Origin of the sequence: Streptomyces chiangmaiensis, from assembly GCF_036281785.1 — a bacterium.
Taxonomy (GTDB): domain Bacteria; phylum Actinomycetota; class Actinomycetes; order Streptomycetales; family Streptomycetaceae; genus Streptomyces; species Streptomyces chiangmaiensis.
In genome coordinates, this window is record NZ_JAYWVC010000127.1 from 1 (window position 1) to 24,494 (window position 24,494).

A 24,494-nucleotide genomic window follows, 5' to 3' on the forward strand; every position below is an offset into this window, starting at 1 on the left:
TTCGGAGGGTGTCTATGCCAACTCGGGCTCCAGGAGGCCCTGTTGTCGGAGCCTCCAGCGATCCCGGGCGGTTCACTCCATCGCTTCGCGAGAAGCTTGTCAGTTCCATTGGACGCCAAAAGGCAAAGGCAAGGAGAATTCTCTCCTTGCCACTCTCAATGTATAGCGCGCTGGGGGGCTTGCCGCAAGACCCGGGTCACGGCGCAGAATCGTCGGCCGATGCCACAACCTGCGGAATTGGGGGCACGACGTGCGTGGGTTGTTGTCGACGTACGGGGGACGCGGTGACGTCGAACCAGTGATGGGACCGGCAGTGCAGTTGCGGGTGCTCGGCGCGGAGGTGCGGGGGTGCGCGCCGCCCGACTGGGCGGAGCAGCCGGTCGACCCGTCAGAGGGAAGGCAAACAGGGACGAGGACGTGCTCGCCAAGAGGTTCGACAGAGTTGGAGGCGCCGGTGATTCGATCGGCCACCGCAGCGCAACGGATCACGGCTGCCTCGGAGGTGTCGCAATGACTGAGCAGTACGTGCTGGATCTTCAAGAGGTTGACGAGACGCAGGTCGCGGTCGTTGGCGGCAAGGGCGCGCACCTGGGCGGGCTGTCGCGGATCGAAGGCATCCGCGTGCCGGGTGGCTTTTGCGTGACGACGGACGCCTTCCGGCGGATCATGGCGGAAGCGCCGTCGATCGACGATCAGCTCAATCAGTTGTCGCGCTGGAACCCGGACGACCGGGAGGCGATCCGCACGCTCAGCGCGCAGATTCGTCGGACCATCGAAGGGATTGCCATCCCGGGCGATCTCGCGGCGGCGATCACCCGCGCGCTCGGTCGGCTCGGCGAGCAAGCCGCCTACGCCGTCCGGTCCAGCGCGACGGCGGAGGATCTGCCGACGGCCTCCTTTGCCGGCCAGCAGGACACGTACCTGAACGTGGTGGGGCCGACGGCGATCCTCCAGCACGTCAGCCGGTGCTGGGCCTCGCTGTTCACCGAGCGGGCCGTGACCTACCGCCGGCGCAACGGCATCGACCACCGTACGGTCCACATGGCCGTGGTCGTGCAGCAGATGGTCTTCCCGCATGCGGCCGGCATCCTGTTCACGGCCGACTCCGTCACGGGCAACCGGAAGGTCGCCACCGTGGACGCCGGCTTCGGCCTCGGCGAGGCCCTGGTCTCCGGCCTGGTGAACCCGGATGTCTTCACGGTGCGACACGGCGAAGTCGTCGCCAAGGCGATCGCCGCCAAACAGCATGCCGTTCGGTCTCTGCCGGCCGGTGGTACGCAGGAAGTGGCGATCGACTCGCGGCGACAGGAGCAGCCGGCGCTGACGGATGCGCAGGTCGTGCGCCTCGTGCAGCTCGGACGGCGGATCGAAGCGCACTTCGGCCCCCCGCAGGACATCGAATGGTGCCTGGTCGATGATGGCTTCCAGATCGTTCAGAGCCGGCCGATCACGACGCTGTTCCCCATCCCCGAGACGGGCGACCAGGAGAATCACGTCTACGTCTCCGTCGGTCATGGGCAGATGATGACCGACCCCATGAAGCCCCTGGGGCTCTCCATGTGGCAGCTGACGGCCATGGTGCCGATGCACGAGGCCGGCGGAAGGCTGTTCGTCGACGTCACCCGGCGCCTGGCCTCGCCCGCGAGCCGCGCCGGCCTCGTGGACGTCATGGGGAGAGGCGATCCGCTGATCAGGGACGCTCTGGAGACCGTCCTCGACCGCGACGATTTCGTCCCGTCGCTCCCGGACGCGGGTCCCGGCGGGCCGCCGGCCGGCGGTGCGTCCGCCCCGATCGAGACCGACCCGGCCATCGTCACCGAGCTGATCGAGCGCAGCCAGGTGTCCATCTCCGCCCTGGAGCGCGACATCCGGACGAAGACCGGACCGGCGCTGTTCGACTTCCTGCTGGATGCCTTCGAGGAGCACAAGCGGGTCCTCGGTGATCCGCTGAACCTTCAGGCGATCATGGCGGGGATGGAGGCCACATGGTGGCTCAACGACAAGCTGCAGGAGTGGCTGGGCGAGAAGAACGCGGCTGACACGCTCACGCTGTCCGCCCCCGACAACGTCACCTCGGAGATGGGGCTGGCGCTGCTCGACGTCGCGGACGTGATCCGCCCGCATCCGGAGGTGGTGGCGTTCCTGCAGGGCGTCAAGTACGTCGAGGACGACGCCTTCCTGGACGAGTTGGCGAAGCTCGAGGGTGGGACCGAAGCGCGCGACGCCATCGAGGCCTACCTCGACCGGTACGGCATGCGCTGTGTCGGCGAGATCGACATCACGAGGCCGCGTTGGCGCGAGCGCCCCACCACGCTGGTGCCCGTGATCCTCGACAACGTCAGGAACTTCGAGCCGGGCGCCGCCGCGCGGCGCTTCGAGCAAGGGCGGCAGAAGGCCCAGAAGAAGGAACAGGATGTGCTGTCGCGCTTGCGGGCCCTGCCGGACGGGGACCGGAAAGCCGACGAGGCCAAGCGGATGATCGACCGGGTCCGAACCTTCATCGGGTACCGGGAGTACCCGAAGTACGGCATCGTCAGCCGCTACTTCCTCTACAAGCAGGCCCTGCTGGAGGAGGCCGAGCGCCTCGTGCAGGCCGGCGTGCTTCCTGAGAAGGAGGACATCTTCTACCTCACGTTCCAGGAACTCCACGACGCCGTGCGCTCGAACCAGGTGGATGACCAGCTCATCCAGCAGCGCAAGGGCGCCTTCCGGTCGTACCATGCGCTCACACCGCCCCGGGTGCTCACATCGGATGGTGAGGCCGTCACCGGGGCGTACCGGCGCGACGACGCGCCGGCCGGCGCCCTGATCGGCCTGCCGGTTTCCGCCGGGACCATCGAGGGCAGGGCCCGCGTCATCCTTGACATGGCGGAGGCCGAGCTCGAAGCGGGCGACATCCTGGTCACGGCCTTCACGGACCCCAGCTGGTCGCCGCTGCTCGTCGGAATCGCGGGTCTGGTGACGGAGGTGGGCGGCCTGATGACCCATGGCGCAGTGATCGCTCGGGAATACGGCTTGCCGGCCGTCGTGGGCGTGGAGCAGGCCACCCGGCTGATCCGGGACGGGCAGCGGATCCGCGTGCACGGAACCGACGGGTACGTCGAGATCCTGCCCTGACCGACCCACACCGAGAAGCCCCCCCATCCGTAGGTTCTGGCTAAACGCCGGTGTAGGGATTGCCGCCGAGCCACGTGGTGCCATCGATCAGTTCACGCGCCGCGTCCAAGTGGCCGCTGTGGCAGGCGACTTCGGTGAGCACGTGGATCAGGATGTGCCGCACGTCAGGCAGTCGCCACGTCGGCCAGATCTCCACAGGCCAGGCGGCGGGCTTCTGTTCGGGCGCGACGGCAGCGAGCACGGCGTCCGCGCGCCCGATGGCCGCCCGGTAGTCGGCGAGGACCTCCTCGGCGTTCATCCCCTCGGGTATGTACCAGTGCGCCTTCGCGCCTGCCGTGAGCTGTCCGGCCACATCCTGCTCGCCCGCGATCACCCCGGGGAACCAGAAGCGTTCGACATCCAGGGTGAAGTGGCGCAGCAGTGCCAGGCAGCTCCAGCCGCTGGGCAGCACCGGCCGCCGCAGATCCTCCTCCGAGAGCCCTTCGAGGATCCCGAGAATGTGCTCGCGCTGGCGTTCCAGGGCGCCCTTGAGCATCGAGTTCGGCGTTCACGAGGCGGCGCACAGTTCAGCGAGGCGTTCCAAGGTGCTCTCCATTTGCGTCTGCCACCAGGCGCGCCCGCTGTCCACTTCCGCGCGTTTGTCCTCCGGCATGCTCGAACCGTCGAAGATCTCGGTCACGACCGTCGCACCGGCCCCGTCCGGGAGCAGATCGAAGATCCACCTGTGGCCCCACGCGGTCCCGGGTGCGGTGGCGTCCGGGTGCCCGCGACCAGGCCTCGGCTCCCAGCCGATGCGGCGGTCCGGCTCGCAATCGACGACGAGGTTGTTCATCTCGTAGTCGCCGTAGCGGTCATAGTGCATCCGCATCGCGAAGACATCCCCGAGGCCCGAGACCACGGCGTCGGAGACGCCGCCGCGCAGCATCCCCGAGCCGTCGAGGTCCGGATGTCGTCCGGGGTCGGCCAGGATCCGGAAGATGTCCTTCGCCGGGGCACCGATGTGCCGGGACACCACCACCACGGGCTCGCCTGTCGTACTCGTCATCCGCGCGCCTCCGTCAACCGCAGAGCATGAACATGACTCGGGCCTGGACGCTACACCGGGAGTACGACAACGCCCGGCTTTGAAGGAATGGTGGACCTGAGGGTGGAGACCCACGTTGGTGATGGTCACACGTCAGGTCGAGCACGCCGTATCTAACCTGTCAAGCTGTTTTTGATGGTTATTGGATGCTAGTGTTTCCGCCATGGAAGTAGCAGTTCTTGCCTACGACGGCGTATTCGACTCCGGGCTCGCGGCCATTCTCGACGTGCTGGACAACGCCAATGCGATTGGTGCGGAGATCTCGGATCCACCTACCTGGCGCGTGACGACGGTGGGCCCCCGACGCCAGGTGCGGACCAGAGCCGGGCATCTGGTGGACGCCCAACCTCTCGCACACGCGGAGGCGGCAGACCTGCTGATCGTTCCCGCCCTGGCCGCAAGCGGACCCGCAGAGCTGATCGACTACGTCGCCGGAGACGAGTCGTTTCCGGTCCGCGACCTGATCGCTCACACCCGTGACCGCGGCACGGCGATAGCCTCGGCGTGCGCCGGCACTTTCCTGCTGGCCGAGGCGGGGATCCTGGATGGCCACCGCGCGACGACGACCTGGTGGCTGGCGCCGGCCTTCCGGGCCAGGTATCCCAAAGTCCAGGTCGAAGAGAGCCACATGGTCGTCACTTCGCATGGCATCACTACCGCAGGCGCCGCCTTCGGGCACGTCGACCTGGCCCTGGCGATCGTGCGCGCGGGCAGCCCCGCCCTGGCCGACCTCGTGGCGCGTTACCTGGTCATCGACGAGCGCCCTTCACAGTCGGTGTACACCATTCCCAGCGCACTGGCGCAGAGCGATCCCACCGTCGCGGCCTTCGAACGCTGGGCCCGCGATCGCCTGGCCGAGTCGATCAGCATCCCCGATGCCGCCAAGTCCATCGGCGTCAGCGAACGCACCCTCCAGCGCTCCGTCCAGCGCACCTTGGGGACCTCGCCCATCCGCTTCATCCAGGACCTGCGCATCGAACGGGCGTCCCACCTGCTACGTACCACCCAGATGTCGCTGGAGACCATCTCCCGTAGGGTCGGCTACGAACACCCCAACACCCTGCGCGTCCTGTTGCGCGAACGCACCGGCAAAACCGTTGCCGCCCTCAGGGGTATCTGAGGCGCACAGCGGCAGTGCTGTGGCCGGCAGGCACTGCCATGCGAAGTGGCCCGTGCCGCCGCCGAGCGGTGTCCCGTGATCGATCTCCGGGTGGCTGTCCGGTAGGGGTCTGACCCTTGATTCAGGGCCCCGCAGGTCACCACGTCGTGGGCCGGCGCTCGGCATGCTTCGACATCTCGACGAAGGAGCGACATGACCACGTACGTGATCACGGTGCCCGGCACCTTCACCGACGCGATCGCGGCCGGCAGGCAGGCTGAACCGGCACGAGAACTGCGGCGGGCCGATCCGCGACGGACCCGGCCGGGAAGCGAGGAGGATCTGGACGTGCTCACCGTGAATGAGGACAACACCTTCACCATCCGCCTCACGGTCGAGGCGGAGAGCGGGCCCCTCGCCGAACGGAAAGCCCGGCACCTCGCGGACTCTGCCGTGCGCTCGGCAGGGCTGGACGAAACCACCGCGCCCCTTGGGCCGGCGGTGATCACCGGAATCGACTCCGGGATCCGAGGCCCGCCCCGGGACGCTCACCGCGACCGCGTGTCGATCGCATCCTGGGAAAATCCCCGACATGCGTCGAGCGGTGGCGAATTGCCCGGACCCGGCATCGGAAGGATCATGGAAGACCCCCCGGGGTGTTGCTGAGGGATCCACCCGTGTCAGTGAGGAACGCGAAGATGCCGGACCCGACACCGCCGCGAACGCCGGCGTCGGCCGGGGAGTCGGAGTCGGGCTCGATCGAGCAGGCTCTGCCCACCTCGTACAGCGTGCGGCTCGGAGTGCTGCTGGCTGTCGTGGGAGGGGCTCTGGACGCATACACGTTCGTCAGCCGGGACGGTGTGTTCGCCAATGCCCAGACCGGCAACATCGTTCTGCTGGGCGTCGAAGCCGCCAAGCGGCAGTGGTGGCAGGCGCTGCAGCATGTGCCGCCGATCCTCGCGTTCCTTGTGGGCGTCGTCGTCGCAGAGTCCTTGCGGCGGCCTCGAGTGGTCGCGGTCGTACGCCGGCCTGCCCGCGGTGCACTCGTCCTGGAGATCCTGGTGTTGATCGGGGTCGGATTCATTCCCGCCGCCGCGCCGGACTCCCTGGTGACCGTGACGATCGCGTTCGTTGCATCGGTGCAGGTCAGCAGCTTTCGTACGTTGGTCGACACGGCGTACAACACCACGATGACGACGGGGAACCTGCGAACCGTCATGCAGAGCGCCTATCTCGCTGCCGTCGAGCGGGACGGTGCGGCGGCGCGTCGGGCGCGCCGGTTCGCCGCTGTGATCTGCGGTTTTCTCCTGGGAGCCGTGGGCGGTGCTTGGCTCACCGGAGTCCTCGGCACCCACGCGGTCTGGGTGATGTCCGTGGTGCTGGTCATGGGGCTCGCACTGTTCCTTCATGACGAGCGGGTCCTGGCGCGACGGGCCGTCGGGCCCGGGCGGCGCGGCCACGGATAGCCGCATGGCCGTCTGTGGGGCTGCGGCCCGGCGTGGCTCCCGTGGCTCGAAGCGGTTCGCCCAACATAATGGGCCCTTCCATCTGATCCGCTACGGTCGGGAAGGCTCCCCACCATGACGCGCCCCGGGCGGCCTCGTGTGCACTGCCTCTTGCGTCGTGGTGTGCTGCGCGCCTTGTCGGCCCTCGGGGGGACCGCCGTCATCGCCGCGTTGGGTTCGCCGCCGCGTGCCCGCGATCCGTCAGCCCGGGCTTCCGGCGCACAGCCGGGAGCGCCGTCGACCGCGAGGATCGGACCCCCGGACCCGCAGAAGGCGCGGGAGATCCGGGCCGAGTTCCTGCACGCCTGGAGCGGCTACCGGAAGTACGCCTGGGGGCATGACGAGGTGCTGCCCGTCTCGGGCGGGTACAGGGAGTTCTTCTCCAGCCGTCATTCCGTGGGCCTGTCCATCGTCGAAGCCCTCGACACGCACTACGTCATGGGTCTGGACGACGAGGTCGACCGCTGCCTGCGGTGGATTCGAGCCCGGCTGGACTTCGACCTGGACACCGACTTCCACGTCTTCGAAGCGATCATCCGTCTGGTGGGTGGACTGCTGGCCGGTCATCTCGCCACCGGTGACAGGCAGTTGCTCGCCCTGAGCGTGGACCTGGCGGACCGGCTGCTGCCCGCCTTCACCAAGTCTCCCACCGGCATGCCCTACCGGCAGGTCAACCTGCGCACCGGCGCCGTGTCCGGCGCCAGGGTGCCGTTGGCGGAGATCGGCACCAACATTCTCGAGTTGGGCGTCCTGTCGCAGCTCACCGGCGACCCCCGCTATTTCCGGGCGGCCAAGGGCGCGCTCGCGGCGGTCGTAGGGCGCCGTTCGTCCCTCGACCTGGTCGGCACCATCATGGACGTCGAGAGTGGTCGGTGGATCGACCGGTCGGACATCGGCCCCAATCCGCCCGCGGACTCGTTCTACGAGTACCTGTGGGGTGGCTGGGCGATGTTCGGTGACCGTGACTGCCTGCGCTGGTTCCGCATGTTCAATGCCTCCCTCAGGAAGCACCTCGCGGAGCGGGCAGGTGGCCTGCTCTGGTTCAAGCAGGTCGACTTCCGCACCGGAACCCTCTTGGGGCGCCGCCAGTCATGCCTCGCCGCCTGTGTCCTGTCCGTCGGCGGCGACGACGCACTGGCCGCCGACTACCACCGGTCCTGGACCGCCGTCCAGGACAGATACCTCGTGCTCCCTGAGGAGATCGAATACAGCCGTCTCAGCGTTCTGACGCCACGCAATGCGCTGCGCCCGGAGTACGCGAACGCCGCCTTCGACCTGTACCGGCGGACGGGGGACCCGTACTACCGGGCGACCGCCTGGCGCTACTTCCAGTACCTGAAGACGTACCACCGGGTTCCCGGCGGCTACACCATCGTCACCGACGTGACGAAGCGGCCCATGCCGAAGGGTGACTACTGCCCTTCGTACGTCTTCGCCGAGAACTTCAAATGGCTCTACCTCACGTTCGCCGACGCCCGGCGCTTCGACTACAACACCGGCTATCTCAGTACCGAAGCGAAGGTCCTGCGCGGTCTGCGTGGCCGCGTCGTCCCAGACACCGTCACCGGCAAGACGGCGCAAGACCTTTGAACCTGTCCGCTCTCCCTGCCGGGCGTCCGGAAAACTCGCACCTACCCGTGCTCCTGCCTCCCTGCGTGGCCCGCCTGCCCGTTGCGTGTTCATTCGGCGGGCTCGGGGCGGCGACCAGCGGGTTGTGAGGGCTCCGGCAAGGGCGCCGGCGCCTTGACGGGCCGTACCTGCGGGGTGCCGGGGGAGACGACCACAGGCTCTCCGTGGTGAACGATCTGAATGGATTCCCCCTCCACGAGGGTGTATGTGGCCCCGGACTTCGTGATCTCGACGTGCAGGCACCGTCCCCGGACGTTGACCGAGAAGGCGAGCCGGCTGAGCCGCTCGGGCAGCCGGGGCGCGAAGTACAGGGAGTCGAAGTGGTGGCGCATGCCGCCGAACCCGGACACCAGCGCGATCCAGGAGCCCGCCAGCGAGGCGATGTGCAGGCCGTCGCGGGTGTTCTTCTCGAGGTCGTCCAGATCCATCAGGGCGGCCTCGCACAGGTAGTCGTAGGCCAGGCGAAGGTGGCCCACCTCGGCGGCGATGACGGCCTGGATGCACGCCGACAGCGAGGAGTCGCGCACGGTGAGCGGCTCGTAGTAGGCGAAGTTCCGTGCCTTCTGGGCATCGTCGAAAGCGTCCCCGCGCAGGTACATCGCCAGCACCAGATCGGCTTGCTTGATCACTTGTTTGCGGTAGAGCTCGCTGTACGGGTAGTGCAGCATGAGCGGGTAGTTCTCAGGGCTGGTGCGGGAGAAGTCCCAGGCCTGGTGGCGGGTGAAGCCCGCTGCCTGTTCATGGATGCCGAGCGCGCTGTTGTAGGGCACGGACATGGCCTTGGCGGCGCCCCGCCATGCGGCGATCTCCTCCTCGTCGACGCCGAGTTCGTCGGCCTTCGTGGGGTGGCGTTCGGCGGCGTCGGCGGCGGCCTGCAGGTTGGCCTGGGCCATGAGGTTGGTGTAGGCGTTGTCGTCCGACAGCGCGCTGTATTCATCGGGACCGGTGACGCCGTCGATGTGGAAGCGGCCCTGGGAGTCGTGGTAGCCGAGGCCTCTCCACAACCGGGCGGTCTCCACCAGCAGCTCCACTCCGGTCTCGCGCTCGAAGTCCTCGTCACCGGAGACCGCGACATAACGCAGCACAGCGTGGGCGATGTCGGCGTTGATATGGACGGCTGCCGCTCCGGCCGGCCAGTAGCCGGAGCACTCCGCCCCGTCGATGGTGCGCCAGGGGAAGGCCGCGCCCGGCAGGCCCAGCTGGCGGGCCCGGGCACGCGCTGTCGGCAGGGTGTCCTGGCGCCACTGCAGTGCCGCTGTGACGCTGCGGGGGTGGGTGAAGGTGAGCACTGGCAGGACGAAGGTCTCCGTGTCCCAGAAGGAGTGCCCGTCGTATCCCGAACCGGTCAGCCCCTTGGCGGGGATCGCCCGCTGCTCGGCCCGGGCAGCGGCCTGAAGGACGTGGAAGAGCGCGAAGCGGACCGCTTGCTGGATCTGCGGATCGCCGTCCACCTCGACATCGGCGTGCTTCCAGAACTCGTCCAGGAAGGCGCGCTGCTGGTCGAGCAGGCCCTGCCAGCCGACGCTGCCGGCCCCGGCGAGCGCGGCTTCCACCTGGTCCCGCAGGGAGGGCAGCGAGCGCATCTGGGACCATCCGTAGGCGACCAGCTTCTCCAGTCGGAGCGTCTCGCCGGGTTTGAGGTCGGTGATGACGGTGAACCGGGCGACGTCGTCCGAGCCTTCGTGGGCCGACTGGAGGGACTCCGGCCCCTGGACGGTGTGGTGGGCGGCGGCTGCGACCCGCAGACCGCTGCGTTCGGTCCGGTGGATCAGACGCAGCCGTGCCTCGCTGGTGTAGTGCTCCTCGGCCCGTAGTGGGGATTCCAGCGCCGCGGCGACCCGTGGATCGCCTTCCGGCTGTGGCAGGGGCTCGTTTGCGACGAGTTCGGACTGGACGACGAGTCGGACCTCGTCGTCCAGCGGCTCCACCTCGTAGGCGATTGCGGCGACGGAGCGATGGGTGAAGGAGACCAGACGGGTGGAGCGCAGGCGGATGGTCTTGCCCGCCGGCGAGGCCCACTCGCACACCCGGTGCAGTACCCCTGCCCGCAGATCGAGCACGCGTTCATGGGACAGGAGGTGCCCGTAGCGCAGGTCGACCTGTTCGTCGTCGACCAGGAGCCGGACGAGCTTGCCGTCGGTGACGTTGATGACCGTCTGGCCGGACTCCGGATAGCCGTATCCGGCTTCCGCGTAGGGGAGCGGATGCACTTCGTGGACGCCGTTGAGGTAGCAGCCGGGCAGCCCGTGCGGCTCTCCCTCCTCGAGGTTTCCCCGCCATCCGATGTGTCCGTTGGACAAGGCGAACACCGATTCGCTCTGGGCCAGGACATCCCAGTGCAGCCCGGTCTCGCGCACGCACCAGGGCTCGACGTTGTAGGCCGGATGGGTGATCACGGATGCTCCTCCAGCAACTCGGCCAGGTCGTCGACCACGGTGTCGGCGCCGTGCTGACGCAGGGCGTCCGCCTGGCCGACGCGATCGACGCCCACGACGTACGCGAAGCGGCCCGCCCGGCCGGCGTCCATGCCGGCCAAGGCGTCCTCGAAGACGGCTGCGGCTGCCGGCTCGACACCGAGGTCGTGGGCGGCGGCGAGGAAGGTGTCCGGGTGCGGTTTGCCCGGGAGCTTGCGCTCGGCGGCGACCACGCCGTCGATCCGCACGTCGAACCGGTCCTCCATGCCCACCGACACCAGGATGTCGTGGCAGTTGGCGCTGGAGGAGACGACGGCCGTGGCGAGACCGGCCGCGCGGACCGCCTCGACGTAGCGGACGGAGCCCGCGTAGGGCTCGACGCCCTGAGTGTGGATCTTCTCCAGCAGCAGGGCGTTCTTGCGGTTGCCCAGGCCGTGCACGGTGTCACGTTCCGGAGGATCGTCGTCGGATCCCTCGGGGAGCTCGATGCCGCGCGAGGCCAGGAAGGACCGCACTCCGTCGGCCCGCGGGCGTCCGTCGACGTATTCGTCGTAATCGGCGACCCGGTCGAAGGGCCGGAAACCCGGGCCTTCCCGGCGCCGCAGGAAGTCGTCGAAGGCTTCCTGCCAGGCGGCGGCGTGCACCACTGCGGTCTTGGTCAACACCCCGTCCAGATCGAACAGACACGCGCGCACCACATCCGGAAGGCCCAGGTTTGTCATGTTTTATGATTGCCCGCTGTGTTGCTCCTCCATGCCCACCAGTCGTCGGACGTCACCGTCGCCTCGGCCGGTGGGCGGTCCCCGCGGCGGACCTCGGGGCGCATACGACGATCGGTCGCGCGCTCTCGGCCGTCCGGCGGAAGGGGACCGGCCGGGTGAGGCGGTCATCGCGTCCTCGCTCCCGCCTCTGCGCGCGGACGCCGGTCCGGCGTGAATCCCGCCGGCGCCATGGCAATGTGGCACAACTTCAGCTCGGTCGCTCCTGTGTGAAGAGCACCGGTGGTCACTCGTTCGGCCGAGCCACCGAAAAAACCTGTGCGTGAGCGATGAGTTTGCGTGAAGGTAAAGGTCTGCCCATGCGAAGCCCAAGCGCGCGGAAGGATCCAAGCATGAGCACGCAGGCATCCGGCCTGGCGGTGGAGACCGCAGGCCTGGTCAAGACGTTCGGTGAGACGAAGGCCGTGGACGGTGTGGACCTCGCGGTGCCGGCCGGCACGGTCTACGGCCTCCTCGGCCCGAACGGGGCGGGCAAGACCACGACGGTCAAGATGCTCGCCACCCTCCTCAGGCCGGACGGCGGCGAAGCCCATGTCTTCGGTCACGACGTCGTGCGCGAGGCCGACGAGGTGCGCGGCCGGGTGAGCCTCACCGGGCAGTACGCGTCGGTGGACGAGGACCTCACCGGTACCGAGAACCTGGTCCTGCTGGGCCGTCTTCTCGGGTACGGGAAAAAGGCCGCGCGGGACCGCGCGGGGCAGCTGCTCGAGACGTTCGGGCTCACGGACGCGGCGGCGAAGCAGGTCAAGCACTACTCGGGCGGTATGCGGCGTCGTATCGACATCGCCGCGTCCATCCTGAGCACGCCCGACCTCCTCTTCCTGGACGAGCCGACGACCGGTCTGGACCCACGGAGCCGCAATCAGGTCTGGGACATCGTGCGCGCGGTCGTCGCCCAGGGGACGACCGTACTGCTGACCACTCAGTACCTGGACGAGGCGGATCAACTGGCGTCGCGGATCGCCGTCATCGACAAGGGCAGGGTCATCGCCGAGGGCACCAAGGGCGAACTGAAGGCGTCCGTGGGAGCCGGATCCGTACATCTGCGGCTGCGGAATCCGGATCAGCGGCCGGAGGCGCAGCAAATGCTGCGGACCGTGATGGCCGCCGAGGTGCAATTGGAGCCCGACCCGGTGGCGCTGACCGCGCGTCTGGCTGCGGAGGCCATCGACACCGCGGCCGACCAATCCGCCCGGGCCCTTGGGGAACTGGCCCGGGCCGGCATCACCGTCGACAGCTTCTCCCTGGGACAGCCCAGCCTGGACGAGGTGTTCCTCGCCCTGACCGGGCACGACACAAAGGACGAGGTGGCTGCATGACCACGGCCGCGAGCACCGAAGACAACAAGGAACTCGCCCCGGTCAGCACCGAGTCGCTGGCCGCCCTTCTGATCACCAGGGAACGGCCCCCGCGCCCCGGTTCCCTGTCGACATCGCTGACGTTCGGATGGCGCGCGATCCTCAAGATCAAGCACGTGCCCGAGCAGCTCTTCGACGTCACCGCCTTCCCGATCATGAACCTGCTGATGTTCACCTACCTCTTCGGCGGTGCGCTTTCGGGGTCGCCCCGGGAGTACATTCAATTCGTGCTGCCGGGCATCCTGGTGATGTCGGTCGTGATGATCACGATGTACACCGGGGTCTCCGTGAACATCGACATCGAGAAGGGCGTCTTCGATCGTTTCCGCTCGCTGCCGATCTGGCGGCCGTCGGCGATGGTCGGCTACCTGCTCGGGGATGCCCTGCGCTATACGATCGCGTCCGCCGTCATGCTCACCGTCGGCTTGGTCCTCGGCTACCGTCCCGACGGTGGCTTCGGAGGCGTGCTGGCCGGGATCGCGCTGCTGCTCGTCTTCTCCTTCGCCTTCTCCTGGATCTGGACGATGTTCGGGCTGATGCTGCGCACCGAGAAGTCGGTGATGAGCGTGAGCATGATGGTGATCTTCCCGCTCACCTTCCTGTCCAACGTCTTCGTGGACCCGAAGACCATGCCGGGCTGGCTGCAGGCCTTCGTCAACAACAGCCCGATCACCCATCTGGCGGCAGCCGTGCGCGGGCTGATGGCGGGCGACTGGCCGACGGACGAGATTGCCTGGGCACTGGGCTGGGCGGGGCTGTTCCTGCTGGTTTTCGGTCCGGTGACGATGCGGCAGTACAACCGCAAGTAGCAGGCTCTTCGAGGGGGTTGGTGGCGGCGGTCACAGGAGTGCCGCTCGTTGGCGGCACGCCGGCCTCCACGGGCGGTGATGGCGCGAAGCGACATGCACCCAAGAAGCGCGAAGCGACATCCACACCAGCAGGGGGTGACGCATCCGCCGGTACGGCGTCGTGACACTCAGCGGGCCGCGGGCGGCCGCCGCCACAAATGAACGCCCACTCCCGCGACGATCAGGATCACGCACCCCGCGAGCACCAGGCCGGCGTCCGCCACCCCCAGCGCCTGGGTCAGGGCGCCGACTCCGACGACGGGCAGCGAGATCCCCACGTAGGCGACGACGAAGAACGCCGAGATGGTGGCGCCACGGTGCGCGTCGGGGGCCACGAAGCTCACTGCGGTGAGGCCTGCCCGGAACGCCATGCCCTGCCCCACGCCGCCGATGACGGCCCCCACGACGAGCACCGGCAGGGACGGCAGCATCAGTGAGGCCCCTACCAGGAGCAGGCCGACGACGAGAATCAGGCATCCCAACGGGAGGGCCATGCGGGTACCCACGCGTGCCATCAGCAGCTGCCCGCTTGTCGAGGCGCAGAACAGGGAGAAGACGACGGCCCCGACCACCGCAAGATTGTGCTCGCCCAGCGTCCGGGCCAGGAAGTCCGGGGCGACCGCCGTGAACAGGCCGAGGACCGAGAAGCCGGCGAAGGCCGTCAGGGCACAGGCCCCGAACACGCCTCGCACTTCGGGCGGGATTTTCATGCCTTGCGGCCGCAGCGGGGGCAGGGGGCTGGGGCGGTACACGGTCTCCGGGAGCAGACGAGTCACCGCGAAAGCCACCGCCAGCAGTGCCAGATGGACGATGAAAGGCAACTTGAGCGGCCAGGGCGCGTATTCGGCGAGGATGCCGGAGACAAGCGGACCGAGTCCGAGCCCGCCCATGTTGGCGGCGGTCGCCGCGAATCCGGCGCGGGCGCTGCGTTCCCTGGGTGCGAGTTCGAGGACGGCGGCGGTGCCGGTACCGCTGAACAGGCCCGCGGAAAAGCCGGACAGGACCCGGCCGACGTACAGGAGCGGCAGCCCAGCTTCGAAGAGAAAACACACCGCGCTGAGTGTGGACAGCCCGAGCGCGATGAAGAGTATGGGGCGTCGCCCCACCACGTCGGAGAAGCCACCGGCGACCAGCAGTGAGCTGATGACGCCCAGTGCGTAGACGGCGAACACCACGGTCACGATCAGCTCGGAGAAGCCGAGCTCCAGGCGGTACAACCCGTACAGCGGTGTCGGCAGGGTGGTGCCCATCATTCCCACGGCGAAGACACCCGCTGCGGCCACGTACCCCGGCCGACGGGTCCGTGACAGGGGTGTGCCATGACTGATCACGTCTCATCTCACCACAGCCGTCCGCAGCGGTGCGGCAGGCGAGGAGACGCGTGACGGCCGTGCCCCGGTCCGGCAAAGAACCGGGGCACGGCCGCTTCGGCTGGGCTGTGCCGCGACACCAGGCCGGTCGCCCTGGTGCCAGGGGTGAGGCGGGCGACCGGAGTTGTTCCGGTAGGCGTGGCCGGTCGCGGGTGGCGGCGTCAGCCGGCGGAGGCGAGATGCTCGACGAGCGCGGCGCGGAAGGCGGTGGGCTGGTCCAGATGCGGTCCGTGGCCGGAGTCGGGGATCACCACCTCACGGTAGTTGCCGTATGTGTCCAGCACCGCGCGGGTCTGAGCGACCATCGGCTGCGGTGGGAAGACCTCCGCACCGGGCCAGCCCGGTACCGCGCCGATCGACCCCAGATAGGCCAGGTCGTACAGCGAGGTGTCCGACACGATCACATCATCGGCGCCACGCAGCCAGAGGACCGGCGGCTTGGGGCTCACCGAGGACAGATCGGGGATCCGGAAGTGGACCGGCGCCATGGTGTTCAGCACGCCGCGGTCTCCGGGTGCCGTGCCGGGCCACTCCTCCGTGCCGGCAACGGTGCCCGGGTAGTGGTCGTCGCCGGTGCGGGTGGACAGCATGGATGCGACCAGGGTGTCCAGGTGTTCCGGTACGCAGGGCGGTTTGACGTAGTGTGCGAGCAGGACCTGACGTGGTGACAGCGGAGACTCGTCCCCGGTGTCACCGGTCGCCAGCCGCTGTATGAAGTCCGGGTTCGCACCGCCGGCGCCCGAGCCCGCGCCGCTCGGGTGGCACAGTTCGCCTTCGGTGCCGCGGGTGCCGCCGAAGCCGAACGGTGAAACCGGGTTCACCAGTGTCAGCGACGCGATGGCCGTCGGCTCGTCCAGCAGGTACTGCAGCAGGACGCCGCCGCCCATGCTCCAGCCGATCAGGTGGGCCGGTGCGATGTCCATCGCGGACACCAGCGCGGCGAGATCGTCCGCGTAGTCGGACAATCCACGGGTGGCGTCGACCGGTTCGGGGTCGGTGGCGCCGAAGCCGCGCAGATCCAGCGCCAGCGGCCGGAAGCCGTCCGGCAGGGCGAGCATCGTCGTCTGCCAGAACAGGCTCGAGGACACATTGCCGTGGACGAACACGACCGGTGTGCCGGTGCGCCCGTCGACCTCCAGCACATTGACGGTCAGCCTCTTGGTGGCGATCCGGCGTGCGCTCACGCCGGGCAGCAGGGTGGTCATCGTGGTTCCTTCCTCAGCCGAGCCAGCTTGCGACCTGCGACTCGACGGCGGGATACCAGCCGAGCTCGAGGTGGTTGGCGCCGGTCACCCGTGCGGTGCCGGCCACAGTGCCGATGCCTGTCCTGGACAGCGCGCTGCTTTGGAACACCACGCCGTCGCTGGGCCCGCGATTCTCGTTGTAGATGCCGACGACATTGGGCGATCCGCCGGCCAGCAGATACGTCTGCACCGACGCCGGCACACCCGCCTGCTGGATCCGCGAGATCAGCGAGCCGGCGTCGATCGCGGCCTGGATGCCGGGACCCGAGGTGTAGAGGCCCTGGCCGCCGTAGTACGTGGTGTACCAGTCCTGCTGCGTCTCGTCGATGCCGTAGGTGCCGTCGAAGCGTGCCAGCATCTGCCGCTGCCCCGGATAGCAGTCGTACCCTCCGCTCGGCACGAACGAGAACTCCGGATGGTGTGCGTAGACGCCGTAGCACGTCATGTACGCATGCGGCGCGGGGGAGTTGACGCTGCCGCCGCACTCCGGCCAGATGGAGAAGTCGTGCGCCCAGCCGTGCGCGAAGGGGTAGTCGTAGCCGGCGTTGGGGCCACCGAGCGTGATGAGCTTGCGCACATCGCCGCCATACGGACGGCCCCAGCTGGGCTTGACCGACGACACATACATCCGCGCCGACATCTCGCCTTTGCTCCAGCCCACGAGATCCACGCTGGACACGCCCAGCTTGGCCTTGATGATCGCGACCGCGTCCCCGACCTGCTGGGCCTGCATCAGGTTGTCACCCTCTTTGTGCGCGAACCCGATCGCGAACACCCGGTATCCGGCGTGGGAGAGGTACTGCATCATTCCGGTGCCGGGGCAGCTCAGCGCGCCGCAGCCGAAACCACCGGACTCGCCGGGATTGGCCCATGCCCGGTCCGGGTTGTCGTTGGCGCCGTGTACCAGAAGGACAGGTGTGGCCTTCGGGTTGGTGTTCCAGCCGGGTGCGTGGTACAGCAGAAATCTGCCGGAGTACGGCCGCTTGACGTTGCCGAAGAACGTCTGGCGCTGGCCGTCCTGGTCACCGCGGCCGTCCGGCGGGTAGCTCTCCTGAGTGAACCCGGGCGTGGTGTCCAGGTATCGCTCCACCGTGGACCAGCCGTTGGCGACACTCGAGTACGTGGCTTCCAGCGTGACGTAGGAGGGCACCGCCGCGTGGGCGGGGGCCGGTGCCATCAGCGCGCCGAGCACCGCCGCGACCATGACCATCCATAAGCGACGCATACGCATGTAGATGCCTTTCTGGCTACAGGGTTTCGGCGACCGAGTCGGCGCCGTGCGGACCGAGCAGAATCGTGTAGTGGTTGCTGTCCTCGATGGTGCGCACCGGCATCCGGGCGGCGATCGGCGCCGGGTCCTGGTACAGGGCCGGCAGCGCACCGAGCATCCCCAACTCGGCGCGCAGGAACAGCGCCTCGTGCCTCAGCCGGGACCAGGCTCCGGCCGCGGCGCCGCCGGTGTACAGGTCGACCGAGTCGTCCCGGACCGCGTCCGCCGATGCCTTGCTGCGCAGGTCGCCCGGCTCCCCGGTCAGGTCGTAGTCCACATAGGCCTCCACGGCCGGTGTCCACTCGGCGAACGCCGGGTGCGCGCGCCAGTGCTCCCGGTACGCGTCGCGGTCGCGGAACCGCATGGTCAGCCGTGCGGCGGCCGGACCGATGACGGCGGAGAGCCGCTCCTCGGGCGTGTCGCCGGGCGGCAGCGGCAGCGGCGGGCCACCGTCCACGAGGACCAATCGCCGCACCCGCTCCGGGTGGCGGTCGGCGAGCACCAGCGCCACGAAGCCACCCATCGAATGCCCGGCGACCACAACCTCGGCGTATCCCAGGGCATCCAGCGCCGCCACACAGTCGTCGGCGTGCCGAGCCATCCCGTACGGGCCGGGCAGCGCCGCGCTGTCACCGCGGCCGCGGAGGTCCGGAGCGATCAGCAGGGTGTCCGCAGGCAGTCGCTCGGCGACGAGCTGCCAGGCCCGGTGCGAGGACGTGACGCCGTGCACGGCGAGCACGGCCCGTCTGCCGCTTCCCCAGATCCCGACGGTCAGTTCGCCGTCCGCCAGCGGGACGGCCGTCCGACGGTACGTGCTCATCGGGCGCTCCCGTCGCCGGGCACCCACGATGCGCCGCTGACGATGGCGGCGTCCGGCCGGCGCAGGTGCGCAGCCGCGGGGGAGACCTCGGCCATGGAGCCGAGGTGCCAACTGGTCGGATCGGTCAGCATGTTCAACTCCACGATCTTCGATTGGGGGCTGCCGGACGCCTGGGCCCGTGCGGTATCCGGCCCGCGTCGGCGCCGCACGGTGAATGCGGGTGACACCGGTCAGGGAGTGGGGCTCCACACGCCCACCTGTCCGGCGCCCTCATTCCTGGACTCCGAGGATGCGTGCCACGACCGAGGCCGTGCCGGCCAGCACGTCATCGGGCACCGGCTCGTTGTCGTGCCAGAGCACCCACCGCATGCCGGCCATCTCGCCGAGTCCCATCAGCGCCCAGGCCATCAATTCCGGTTCACCGGGTGGGATCTCGCCCGAGTCCATCGCGGCGCGCAACCGCTTGGTGTACCCGGAGACGATCCGGTCGTAGTGCTGCCGAAGTTGCCGCGGTGCCACGAATTCGGCCTGTCGCATGATCCGGTAGAGCCCCGGATGCTCGGCCACGAAGGCGAAGTACGCGGCGAACCCCGCTCGTTCGGCGGCGAGCCTCGAGCCGCCGGACTCGGACGCCGTGGTCATCGCTTGCCGCACCCGGCGGTTGAGATCGTCGACCAGCTCTTCGAACAGCTCCCGTTTGCCGGCGAAGTAGATGTAGAACGTCCCCTGCGCGACCCCGGCCGCCTCCGTGATCTTCACGATCGACGCGTCGTGGTATCCCAGCTCCACGAACACGGTCTCGGCGGCGTCGAGGATGCGCTGGCGGGTACGGTTGCCCTTCGCGCCGAGCCGACGGCTGCGGTCGGCCGTGGTGCTCATATCGCCTCCCTGGCCATCTCGCGCAGCACGTCCCGGCGCACCTTTCCGAGCCCGGTGGTCGGCAGGCTCTCCACGACGGACACGCGGGCCGGCACTTTGAAGCCGGCCAGGCGCTCCCTGCACCAGGCACGCAGGCCTTCGCCGTCGACCGCGGACCGTGCCACCACGAACGCAACGCCGACCTCGCCCCAGCGTTCGTCCGGTACTCCGACCACCGTGGCGTCGACCACCGCCGGATGAGCCCGCAGCGCCCGCTCCACCTCGGCGGGCGCGACGTTCTCCCCGCCGGAGACGTAACCGTCGTCCAGTCGGCCCACGATCCGGTACCAACCGCGTGCGTCGCGCTCGGCCAGGTCACCGGTGTGCAGCCAGCCCTGGTGCGGCGGCCCGCCCCAGTACCCGGCGAACACGCCCGGTCCACGCACCAGAAGCTCACCGGTGCCCGGCCCGGCGGACACGCCGGCGAGCGCGACCTCGACGCCGGGGTACGGCACACCCGTCCATCCCGCGGATGCCTCCACACCCGCCGGGGGTACGCACAACACGTTCGGTCCGGCCTCGGTCAGCCCGTACCCCTGGCAGAGCGGCACGCCCCGCTCCCACCAGATGCGGGCCAGTTGCCCGGGCAGCGCGGCACCACCGCAGATCGCCAGCCGTAGCGACGGCAGATCCACGGCGCCGAACGCGGTGCTGTCGGCCATCATCCGGTACATCGTGGGTACCGCCATCGTCAGGGTCGCGGCGGCAAGTTGACGCAGAGCCCGGTCCGCGTCGAACTCCGGCTCGACGACCAGAGTGGCACCGCGCGCCAGCGCCAGCAGCGGCAGCACGGTCCAGCCGCCCACGTGGTACTGCGGCAGCAACTGCACCACCACGTCCTCCGGTACGAGCGCGGCGACACCGTCCAGCGCTTCACCGGTGGCGACGCACATCCGGTGGTTGAGCGGTACGCCCCGCGGCCGGCCGCTCGACCCGGAGGTGTGGATCAAGAGGACGGCAGCCCCTGGATCGACGTCGCCGGACACCGCCGCGGCACCACGCGGTAGAACCAGCGGCAGCCGCACCGGCTGGTGCACACACCGGCGCAGTGTGCCGGCCGCGAGATCGGTGTGCCCCTCGTCGTGCAGCAGCAGCGCGGGTGTCGCGTCATCGATCAGTGCGGCCAACTCCTGCGGACGCAGCCGGTACGACAGCGGCATGAGAACCCGGCCGGCGCGGGCGCAGCCGTACAGCAGGGCGATCTGCTCGATCGACGAGCGGCACAGCGTGGCGACGCGGTCACCTGGCCGGGTCCGTTCGCGCAACCATGCCGCCCAGGCGTCGGCGTGGGCGTCCAGCGTGCGGTAGCTGACCGCCTCGTTACCGCAGCGCACCGCGGTGCGGCCGGAGTTGCGGTGGCGCCGCAACTGGGCCGAGAGGTCGGGGAGGTCGGACATGCGCGCTCCCGGGAACGGACATGGGAAGTGAATCACCTGTCATATTTGGGCTGTTGCCGGGGCGCGTCAAGGGCTCGGCGCATTCTCATGCGCCGGGTCGGTTGATGTCCCGGCTGTACAGGATCCGGCTGTCGATCACACCGGGGCGGGTGACGGCGAGCATGGCGCGGCCGAGGTGATCGGTGGTCGTGGCGTGGCCGGGGGCGACACGGTGCAGGAGCGGGTAGAGCCAGGACGTGAGGGCGTGAGCGAGGCGGTGGACGCGCGTCTTGGCGACCGCCCCGTGGGGCGGGGCTGGATGTAGCCCGGACGGAACATGTACGCGTTCATGGGCATGGCCGGCAGTACGGGAAGGCGCCTCACCAAGGCTCGGTGGCGGTGTCTGGACCCGCTGCAGCGATCGCGGCTTGGCGGTCGCCCACCGTATCCGCACCGGCACCTTCATCGTCAACGGCGCCGCGTTCGGGTTCGACGCGCCCTTCGGTGGCTGCAAGGCCAGCGGCATGGGTCGTGAATTCGGCGCCGTCGGCCTGACCCAATACGCCGAACACAAGTCGATGGCGGTCTGACGCGCTGTGTGGCGACCGCCCCGGTGGCCGTGCATCCGTCACGCAAGGTGGGCCGGCGGAAGCAGGTCCCATCCTCGTCGGCCCGGAGGTTTGCGGGACGCAGGAGGTTTGGGCTGCTCTCGCCCTGCCGTGGCACAGGGAGGAACATGGGAGGTGAACGACCTAGGGAGGCCCACCATGAAGACCGGCGCCTCGAACGAAGACGCCTGGCTGTACTCCCGCACGCCCTCCCAGGCCGAGGGCGAGCGCGACGAGCCCGCCGAGCGCGCGGCCGAGCACCCGGATGTGCCGAGGACCGAGCCGTCCCAGGCAGAGGGCGAGCGGTTGGACGACTCCGGGACCGCATGAATGGTTGAGCGATCAACAGGTGAGCGTATGCGGCAGAGCCCCGGCAACGCGCGGATGCGCGGTGCCGGGGCTCGACGACAGTCGGTGCATGTGCTCGTGTATCGCCGACGTACGGGCAGCGGCCGCTCGGCCGCACACCGGACCATGCAGCGCCGAGGCGGGTGCCGTGCCGCGCTGGGCCCTCGAGCCTCCTGCACGCCTTGAGCGTCCGTCCGGGCCGGACTCGGGGAAGCAGGTGGTGAAGGTGGGACACGCAGCGGGCTATGCGACGCGTGGGCAGAGGTGAGATGGTGGACCACCACCCTGGTCGCGACGCTGTCAGGGGTCGTGCATCATCCGATCGTCCGGCGCGATCGCGGTCGGCGCTCGGATCGCGCTCCGAGTGCTGAAGACGGCCCGCCGACGAGAGGACGAGGCCGGAAGGGGACTCGGTCGACCAGCCGCTGCCGTGCCGGATCAGGGCACCGTTGAGAACAGCGGGATCGGGGTGGTACCGGGTGTCCGGTGTGTGGTCGACCCATGCCTGGATCGTCACCGCTGCATTCGGGGGGCAACATGGAAGAAACTCTCAGCAGGCGCAGCCTCCGGGCTCCGTCAGGAGGGAGCGTTCACGGATGGGCGCAGAGGAGCGGCGCCAGGACGAAGAGCGGGACCGCCGAGCAGTTCCGTCGCCGCCGGGAGGGCTTCTCGATCTGCTCAGCGTGGCCGCGGTCGTCTTGGACGCTCGAGGGCGATGCGTGCTGTGGAGTCCGCAGGCCGAAGAGGTGTTCGGTTACACCGCCGAGGAGGCTCTGGGCCAGTACGCGGCCCAGCTGTTGGTGCACGAGGAACACATAGAACTCGTCATCAAGCTGTTCGCCGAGGTGATGGAGACCGGAGCGAACTGGGCCGGCGCGTTCCCCATCCGGCACAAGGACGGCACCACCCGCCTGGTGGAGTTCCGCAATGTTCGGCTCCTCGACGACCACGGCGCGGTCTACGCCCTCGGCATAGCCGCCGACCACACCACGCTGCAGCGGGTCGAGACCGACCTGGCCCTCTCCGAGCGCCTGGTGTCGCAGGCCCCCATCGGCATCGCCCTCCTGGACCCGGAGCTGCGCTATGTCCTGGTCAACCCGGCCCTGGAGCGTATCAACGGGATCCCGGCCGCCGACCACATCGGCCACCGCACCCGCGAGATCCTGCCGCGCTTCGACGTCGACGCCATCGAGCGCGTGATGCGCCAGGTGCTCCTCACGGGCACCCCGGTGATCGATCAATACGTCGTCGGACGCACCCCGGCCGACCCGGACAGCGATCACGCGTGGTCGGTGTCGTTCCACCGGCTCGAAGGACCTGGCGGGCGCATCATCGGTGTGGCGACCTCGATCGTCGACGTCAGCGAGCGTCACTGGGCCACGATCAAGGCGGAGCGTGCCCAGCGCCGCCTGACCTTGATCGCCGACGCCTCCGCCCGCGTCGGTACGAGGCTGGAAGTGGAGAAGACGGCTCAGGAGCTGACGGAGGTCGCCGTCCCCGATCTCGCCGACGTGGCCGCGGTGGACGTTCTCGACGCCGTCCTGGCCTTCCGCCGTACCAACGGATCACAAGAAGCGGGTCCGGAGCTGTTTCGCACGCTCGCTGTGGCCACTGTCTACGCCACTGACCTCACCGCCGGTGTGAAGCCCGGTGACGCGATCACGTACGAAGAAGACCGCCTCATAACCCAGTGCGTCCACACCAGACAGGCCGTCCTCGTGCCCCGCGTAGAGGAGCGGGATCTCCAGCGCATCGCGCGCAGCCCCGATGGCGCCGTCGCCCTCGCCCGAGCCGGACTGTATTCCTACCTGGCGGTGCCCTTGATCGCCGGCAGCGAGGTCCTGGGCGTACTCGAACTGCTGCGCGCCCACAATCCTCTCCCGTTCGACGAGGACGACGCCATCCTGGCCGGAGAGATCGCCGCCCGCGCCGCCGTGGCCATCGACAACGCACGCTGGCACCAGAACGTCCGCAACGCCGCCGAAACCCTCCAGCGCAGCCTTCTGCCGGGTCGTCCGCCCCAGCTCGTCGGACTGGAGGTTGCCTCCCACTACCAGCCCGCCGGGTCGTCCGCCGAGGTCGGCGGCGACTGGTACGACGTCATACCCCTGGCCGACGACAAGACCGCTCTGGTGATCGGTGACGTCATGGGCAACGGAATCGACGCAGCCGCGAACATGGGCCGCCTGCGGACCGCCACCGGCACCCTGGCCGACCTCGACCTGGCCCCGGAGGAGGTCCTCCAGCACCTCGACAAGACCACTCACGGACTCGAGCAGTACGCCACGTGCATCTACGCGGTCTACGACCCGCACCGTCGCGAATGCCGCATAGCCAACGCCGGACATCTGCCGCCCGTCCTCGTCCGCAACGGCCGGCATCCCGAACTGCTCGATCTGCCCACCGGCGCGCCCCTCGGTGTCGGCGGAGTCCCGTTCCACACCACGGCCTTCGATCTGAACCCCGGAGACCGGCTCGTCCTCTATACCGACGGCCTCGTCGAGACCCGGCACGACCCCATCGACGAGCGTCTGGACACTCTGCTCCGTACCCTCGACGGCCCTCGGCGGCCGATGGAGGAAACCTGCGACTGGCTCCTGCGGGCACTTCGGCATCCGGACGACCACGACGACGTGGCTCTCCTCATCGCGCAAGCCATGCCGATACCCGGTTGCGCGACACGGGAACCGAAACCTTCCTTCGTCTG

General features: G+C 69.0%; 21 protein-coding genes. 10 read left to right on the forward strand and 11 right to left on the reverse strand.

Translation table 11 applies throughout. The features are described 5' to 3' along the window. The first annotated feature begins 510 nt into the window (after positions 1-510). On the forward strand, positions 511-3,117 hold the full coding sequence (gene rph, locus VXC91_RS28795) for a rifamycin-inactivating phosphotransferase (RefSeq protein WP_329510266.1): 2,607 nt from the start codon (positions 511-513) through the stop codon (positions 3,115-3,117). 40 nt (positions 3,118-3,157) lie between these two features. Here rph and VXC91_RS28800 read toward each other — a convergent pair whose 3' ends face one another. Both VXC91_RS28800 and VXC91_RS28805 read right to left on the reverse strand, forming a co-directional pair. Next, positions 3,158-3,652, reverse strand: a complete 495-nt coding sequence (locus tag VXC91_RS28800; protein WP_329510267.1) for a DinB family protein — start codon at positions 3,650-3,652, stop codon at positions 3,158-3,160. A gap of 12 nt (positions 3,653-3,664) precedes the next feature. Next, positions 3,665-4,162, reverse strand: a complete 498-nt coding sequence (locus tag VXC91_RS28805; RefSeq protein ID WP_329510268.1) for an SRPBCC family protein — start codon at positions 4,160-4,162, stop codon at positions 3,665-3,667. A 202-nt stretch (positions 4,163-4,364) separates the two neighbouring features. Here VXC91_RS28805 and VXC91_RS28810 point away from each other — a divergent pair, with 202 nt between their 5' ends. From VXC91_RS28810 to VXC91_RS28825, 4 genes are all read left to right on the forward strand, one after another. Further along, complete coding sequence (locus tag VXC91_RS28810; RefSeq protein ID WP_329510269.1) at positions 4,365-5,321, forward strand: GlxA family transcriptional regulator; 957 nt, start codon at positions 4,365-4,367, stop codon at positions 5,319-5,321. A gap of 192 nt (positions 5,322-5,513) precedes the next feature. Beyond that, a complete protein-coding gene (locus VXC91_RS28815) occupies positions 5,514-5,966 on the forward strand; it encodes a hypothetical protein (protein WP_329510270.1) in 453 nt (150 codons plus the stop codon). Positions 5,967-5,998: 32 nt separating this feature from the next. Beyond that, complete coding sequence (locus VXC91_RS28820; protein WP_329510271.1) at positions 5,999-6,766, forward strand: YoaK family protein; 768 nt, start codon at positions 5,999-6,001, stop codon at positions 6,764-6,766. 162 nt (positions 6,767-6,928) lie between these two features. Further along, entirely contained in the window at positions 6,929-8,395 is a 1,467-nt protein-coding gene (locus tag VXC91_RS28825; protein WP_329510272.1) for a glycoside hydrolase family 47 protein, read from the forward strand. A gap of 89 nt (positions 8,396-8,484) precedes the next feature. On the opposite strand, the gene VXC91_RS28830 is transcribed toward VXC91_RS28825, so the two are convergent. Together VXC91_RS28830 and VXC91_RS28835 are read right to left on the reverse strand one after the other, a co-directional pair. After that, a complete protein-coding gene (locus tag VXC91_RS28830) occupies positions 8,485-10,830 on the reverse strand; it encodes a glycoside hydrolase family 65 protein (RefSeq protein ID WP_329510273.1) in 2,346 nt (781 codons plus the stop codon). Beyond that, positions 10,827-11,570 (reverse strand): HAD family hydrolase, encoded by a 744-nt coding sequence (locus tag VXC91_RS28835; RefSeq protein ID WP_329510274.1) that lies wholly within the window; start codon positions 11,568-11,570, stop codon positions 10,827-10,829. The genes VXC91_RS28830 and VXC91_RS28835 overlap by 4 nt, the downstream gene beginning before the upstream one ends. A gap of 389 nt (positions 11,571-11,959) precedes the next feature. On the opposite strand from VXC91_RS28835, the gene VXC91_RS28840 reads away from it, so the two are divergent. Together VXC91_RS28840 and VXC91_RS28845 are read left to right on the forward strand one after the other, a co-directional pair. Further along, complete coding sequence (locus VXC91_RS28840; protein ID WP_329510275.1) at positions 11,960-12,946, forward strand: ATP-binding cassette domain-containing protein; 987 nt, start codon at positions 11,960-11,962, stop codon at positions 12,944-12,946. Continuing rightward, positions 12,943-13,794, forward strand: coding sequence for an ABC transporter permease (locus VXC91_RS28845; RefSeq protein WP_329510276.1), 852 nt, complete (start codon positions 12,943-12,945; stop codon positions 13,792-13,794). The genes VXC91_RS28840 and VXC91_RS28845 overlap by 4 nt, the downstream gene beginning before the upstream one ends. 167 nt (positions 13,795-13,961) lie before the next feature. On the opposite strand, the gene VXC91_RS28850 is transcribed toward VXC91_RS28845, so the two are convergent. From VXC91_RS28850 to VXC91_RS28880, 7 genes are all read right to left on the reverse strand, one after another. Beyond that, the gene (locus VXC91_RS28850; RefSeq protein WP_456243097.1) at positions 13,962-15,161 is read right to left on the reverse strand and encodes an MFS transporter; all 1,200 of its coding nucleotides are present in this window, start codon (positions 15,159-15,161) and stop codon (positions 13,962-13,964) included. Between the two features lie 203 nt (positions 15,162-15,364). Next, positions 15,365-16,408: an alpha/beta fold hydrolase gene (locus tag VXC91_RS28855; RefSeq protein WP_329510278.1), complete on the reverse strand. Its 1,044-nt coding sequence runs from the start codon at positions 16,406-16,408 to the stop codon at positions 15,365-15,367. A gap of 13 nt (positions 16,409-16,421) precedes the next feature. Beyond that, on the reverse strand, positions 16,422-17,672 hold the full coding sequence (locus tag VXC91_RS28860; protein ID WP_329510279.1) for an esterase/lipase family protein: 1,251 nt from the start codon (positions 17,670-17,672) through the stop codon (positions 16,422-16,424). 22 nt (positions 17,673-17,694) lie between these two features. Then, entirely contained in the window at positions 17,695-18,537 is an 843-nt protein-coding gene (locus tag VXC91_RS28865; RefSeq protein ID WP_329510280.1) for an alpha/beta fold hydrolase, read from the reverse strand. Then, positions 18,534-18,668: a hypothetical protein gene (locus VXC91_RS28870; RefSeq protein WP_329510281.1), complete on the reverse strand. Its 135-nt coding sequence runs from the start codon at positions 18,666-18,668 to the stop codon at positions 18,534-18,536. Before VXC91_RS28870 ends, VXC91_RS28865 begins: the two co-directional genes overlap by 4 nt. A gap of 139 nt (positions 18,669-18,807) precedes the next feature. Beyond that, a complete protein-coding gene (locus VXC91_RS28875) occupies positions 18,808-19,416 on the reverse strand; it encodes a TetR/AcrR family transcriptional regulator (RefSeq protein WP_329510282.1) in 609 nt (202 codons plus the stop codon). Continuing rightward, complete coding sequence (locus VXC91_RS28880) at positions 19,413-20,852, reverse strand: class I adenylate-forming enzyme family protein (RefSeq protein ID WP_329510283.1); 1,440 nt, start codon at positions 20,850-20,852, stop codon at positions 19,413-19,415. Before VXC91_RS28880 ends, VXC91_RS28875 begins: the two co-directional genes overlap by 4 nt. A gap of 269 nt (positions 20,853-21,121) precedes the next feature. Here VXC91_RS28880 and VXC91_RS28885 point away from each other — a divergent pair, with 269 nt between their 5' ends. The 3 genes from VXC91_RS28885 to VXC91_RS28895 form a co-directional block, all read left to right on the forward strand. Then, positions 21,122-21,421 (forward strand): aldehyde dehydrogenase family protein, encoded by a 300-nt coding sequence (locus tag VXC91_RS28885; RefSeq protein ID WP_408057498.1) that lies wholly within the window; start codon positions 21,122-21,124, stop codon positions 21,419-21,421. A 177-nt stretch (positions 21,422-21,598) separates the two neighbouring features. Further along, entirely contained in the window at positions 21,599-21,769 is a 171-nt protein-coding gene (locus VXC91_RS28890; RefSeq protein ID WP_329510284.1) for a hypothetical protein, read from the forward strand. A 614-nt stretch (positions 21,770-22,383) separates the two neighbouring features. Beyond that, positions 22,384-24,494: SpoIIE family protein phosphatase (locus tag VXC91_RS28895; RefSeq protein ID WP_329510285.1), on the forward strand; the 2,111-nt coding region annotated here is incomplete at its 3' end.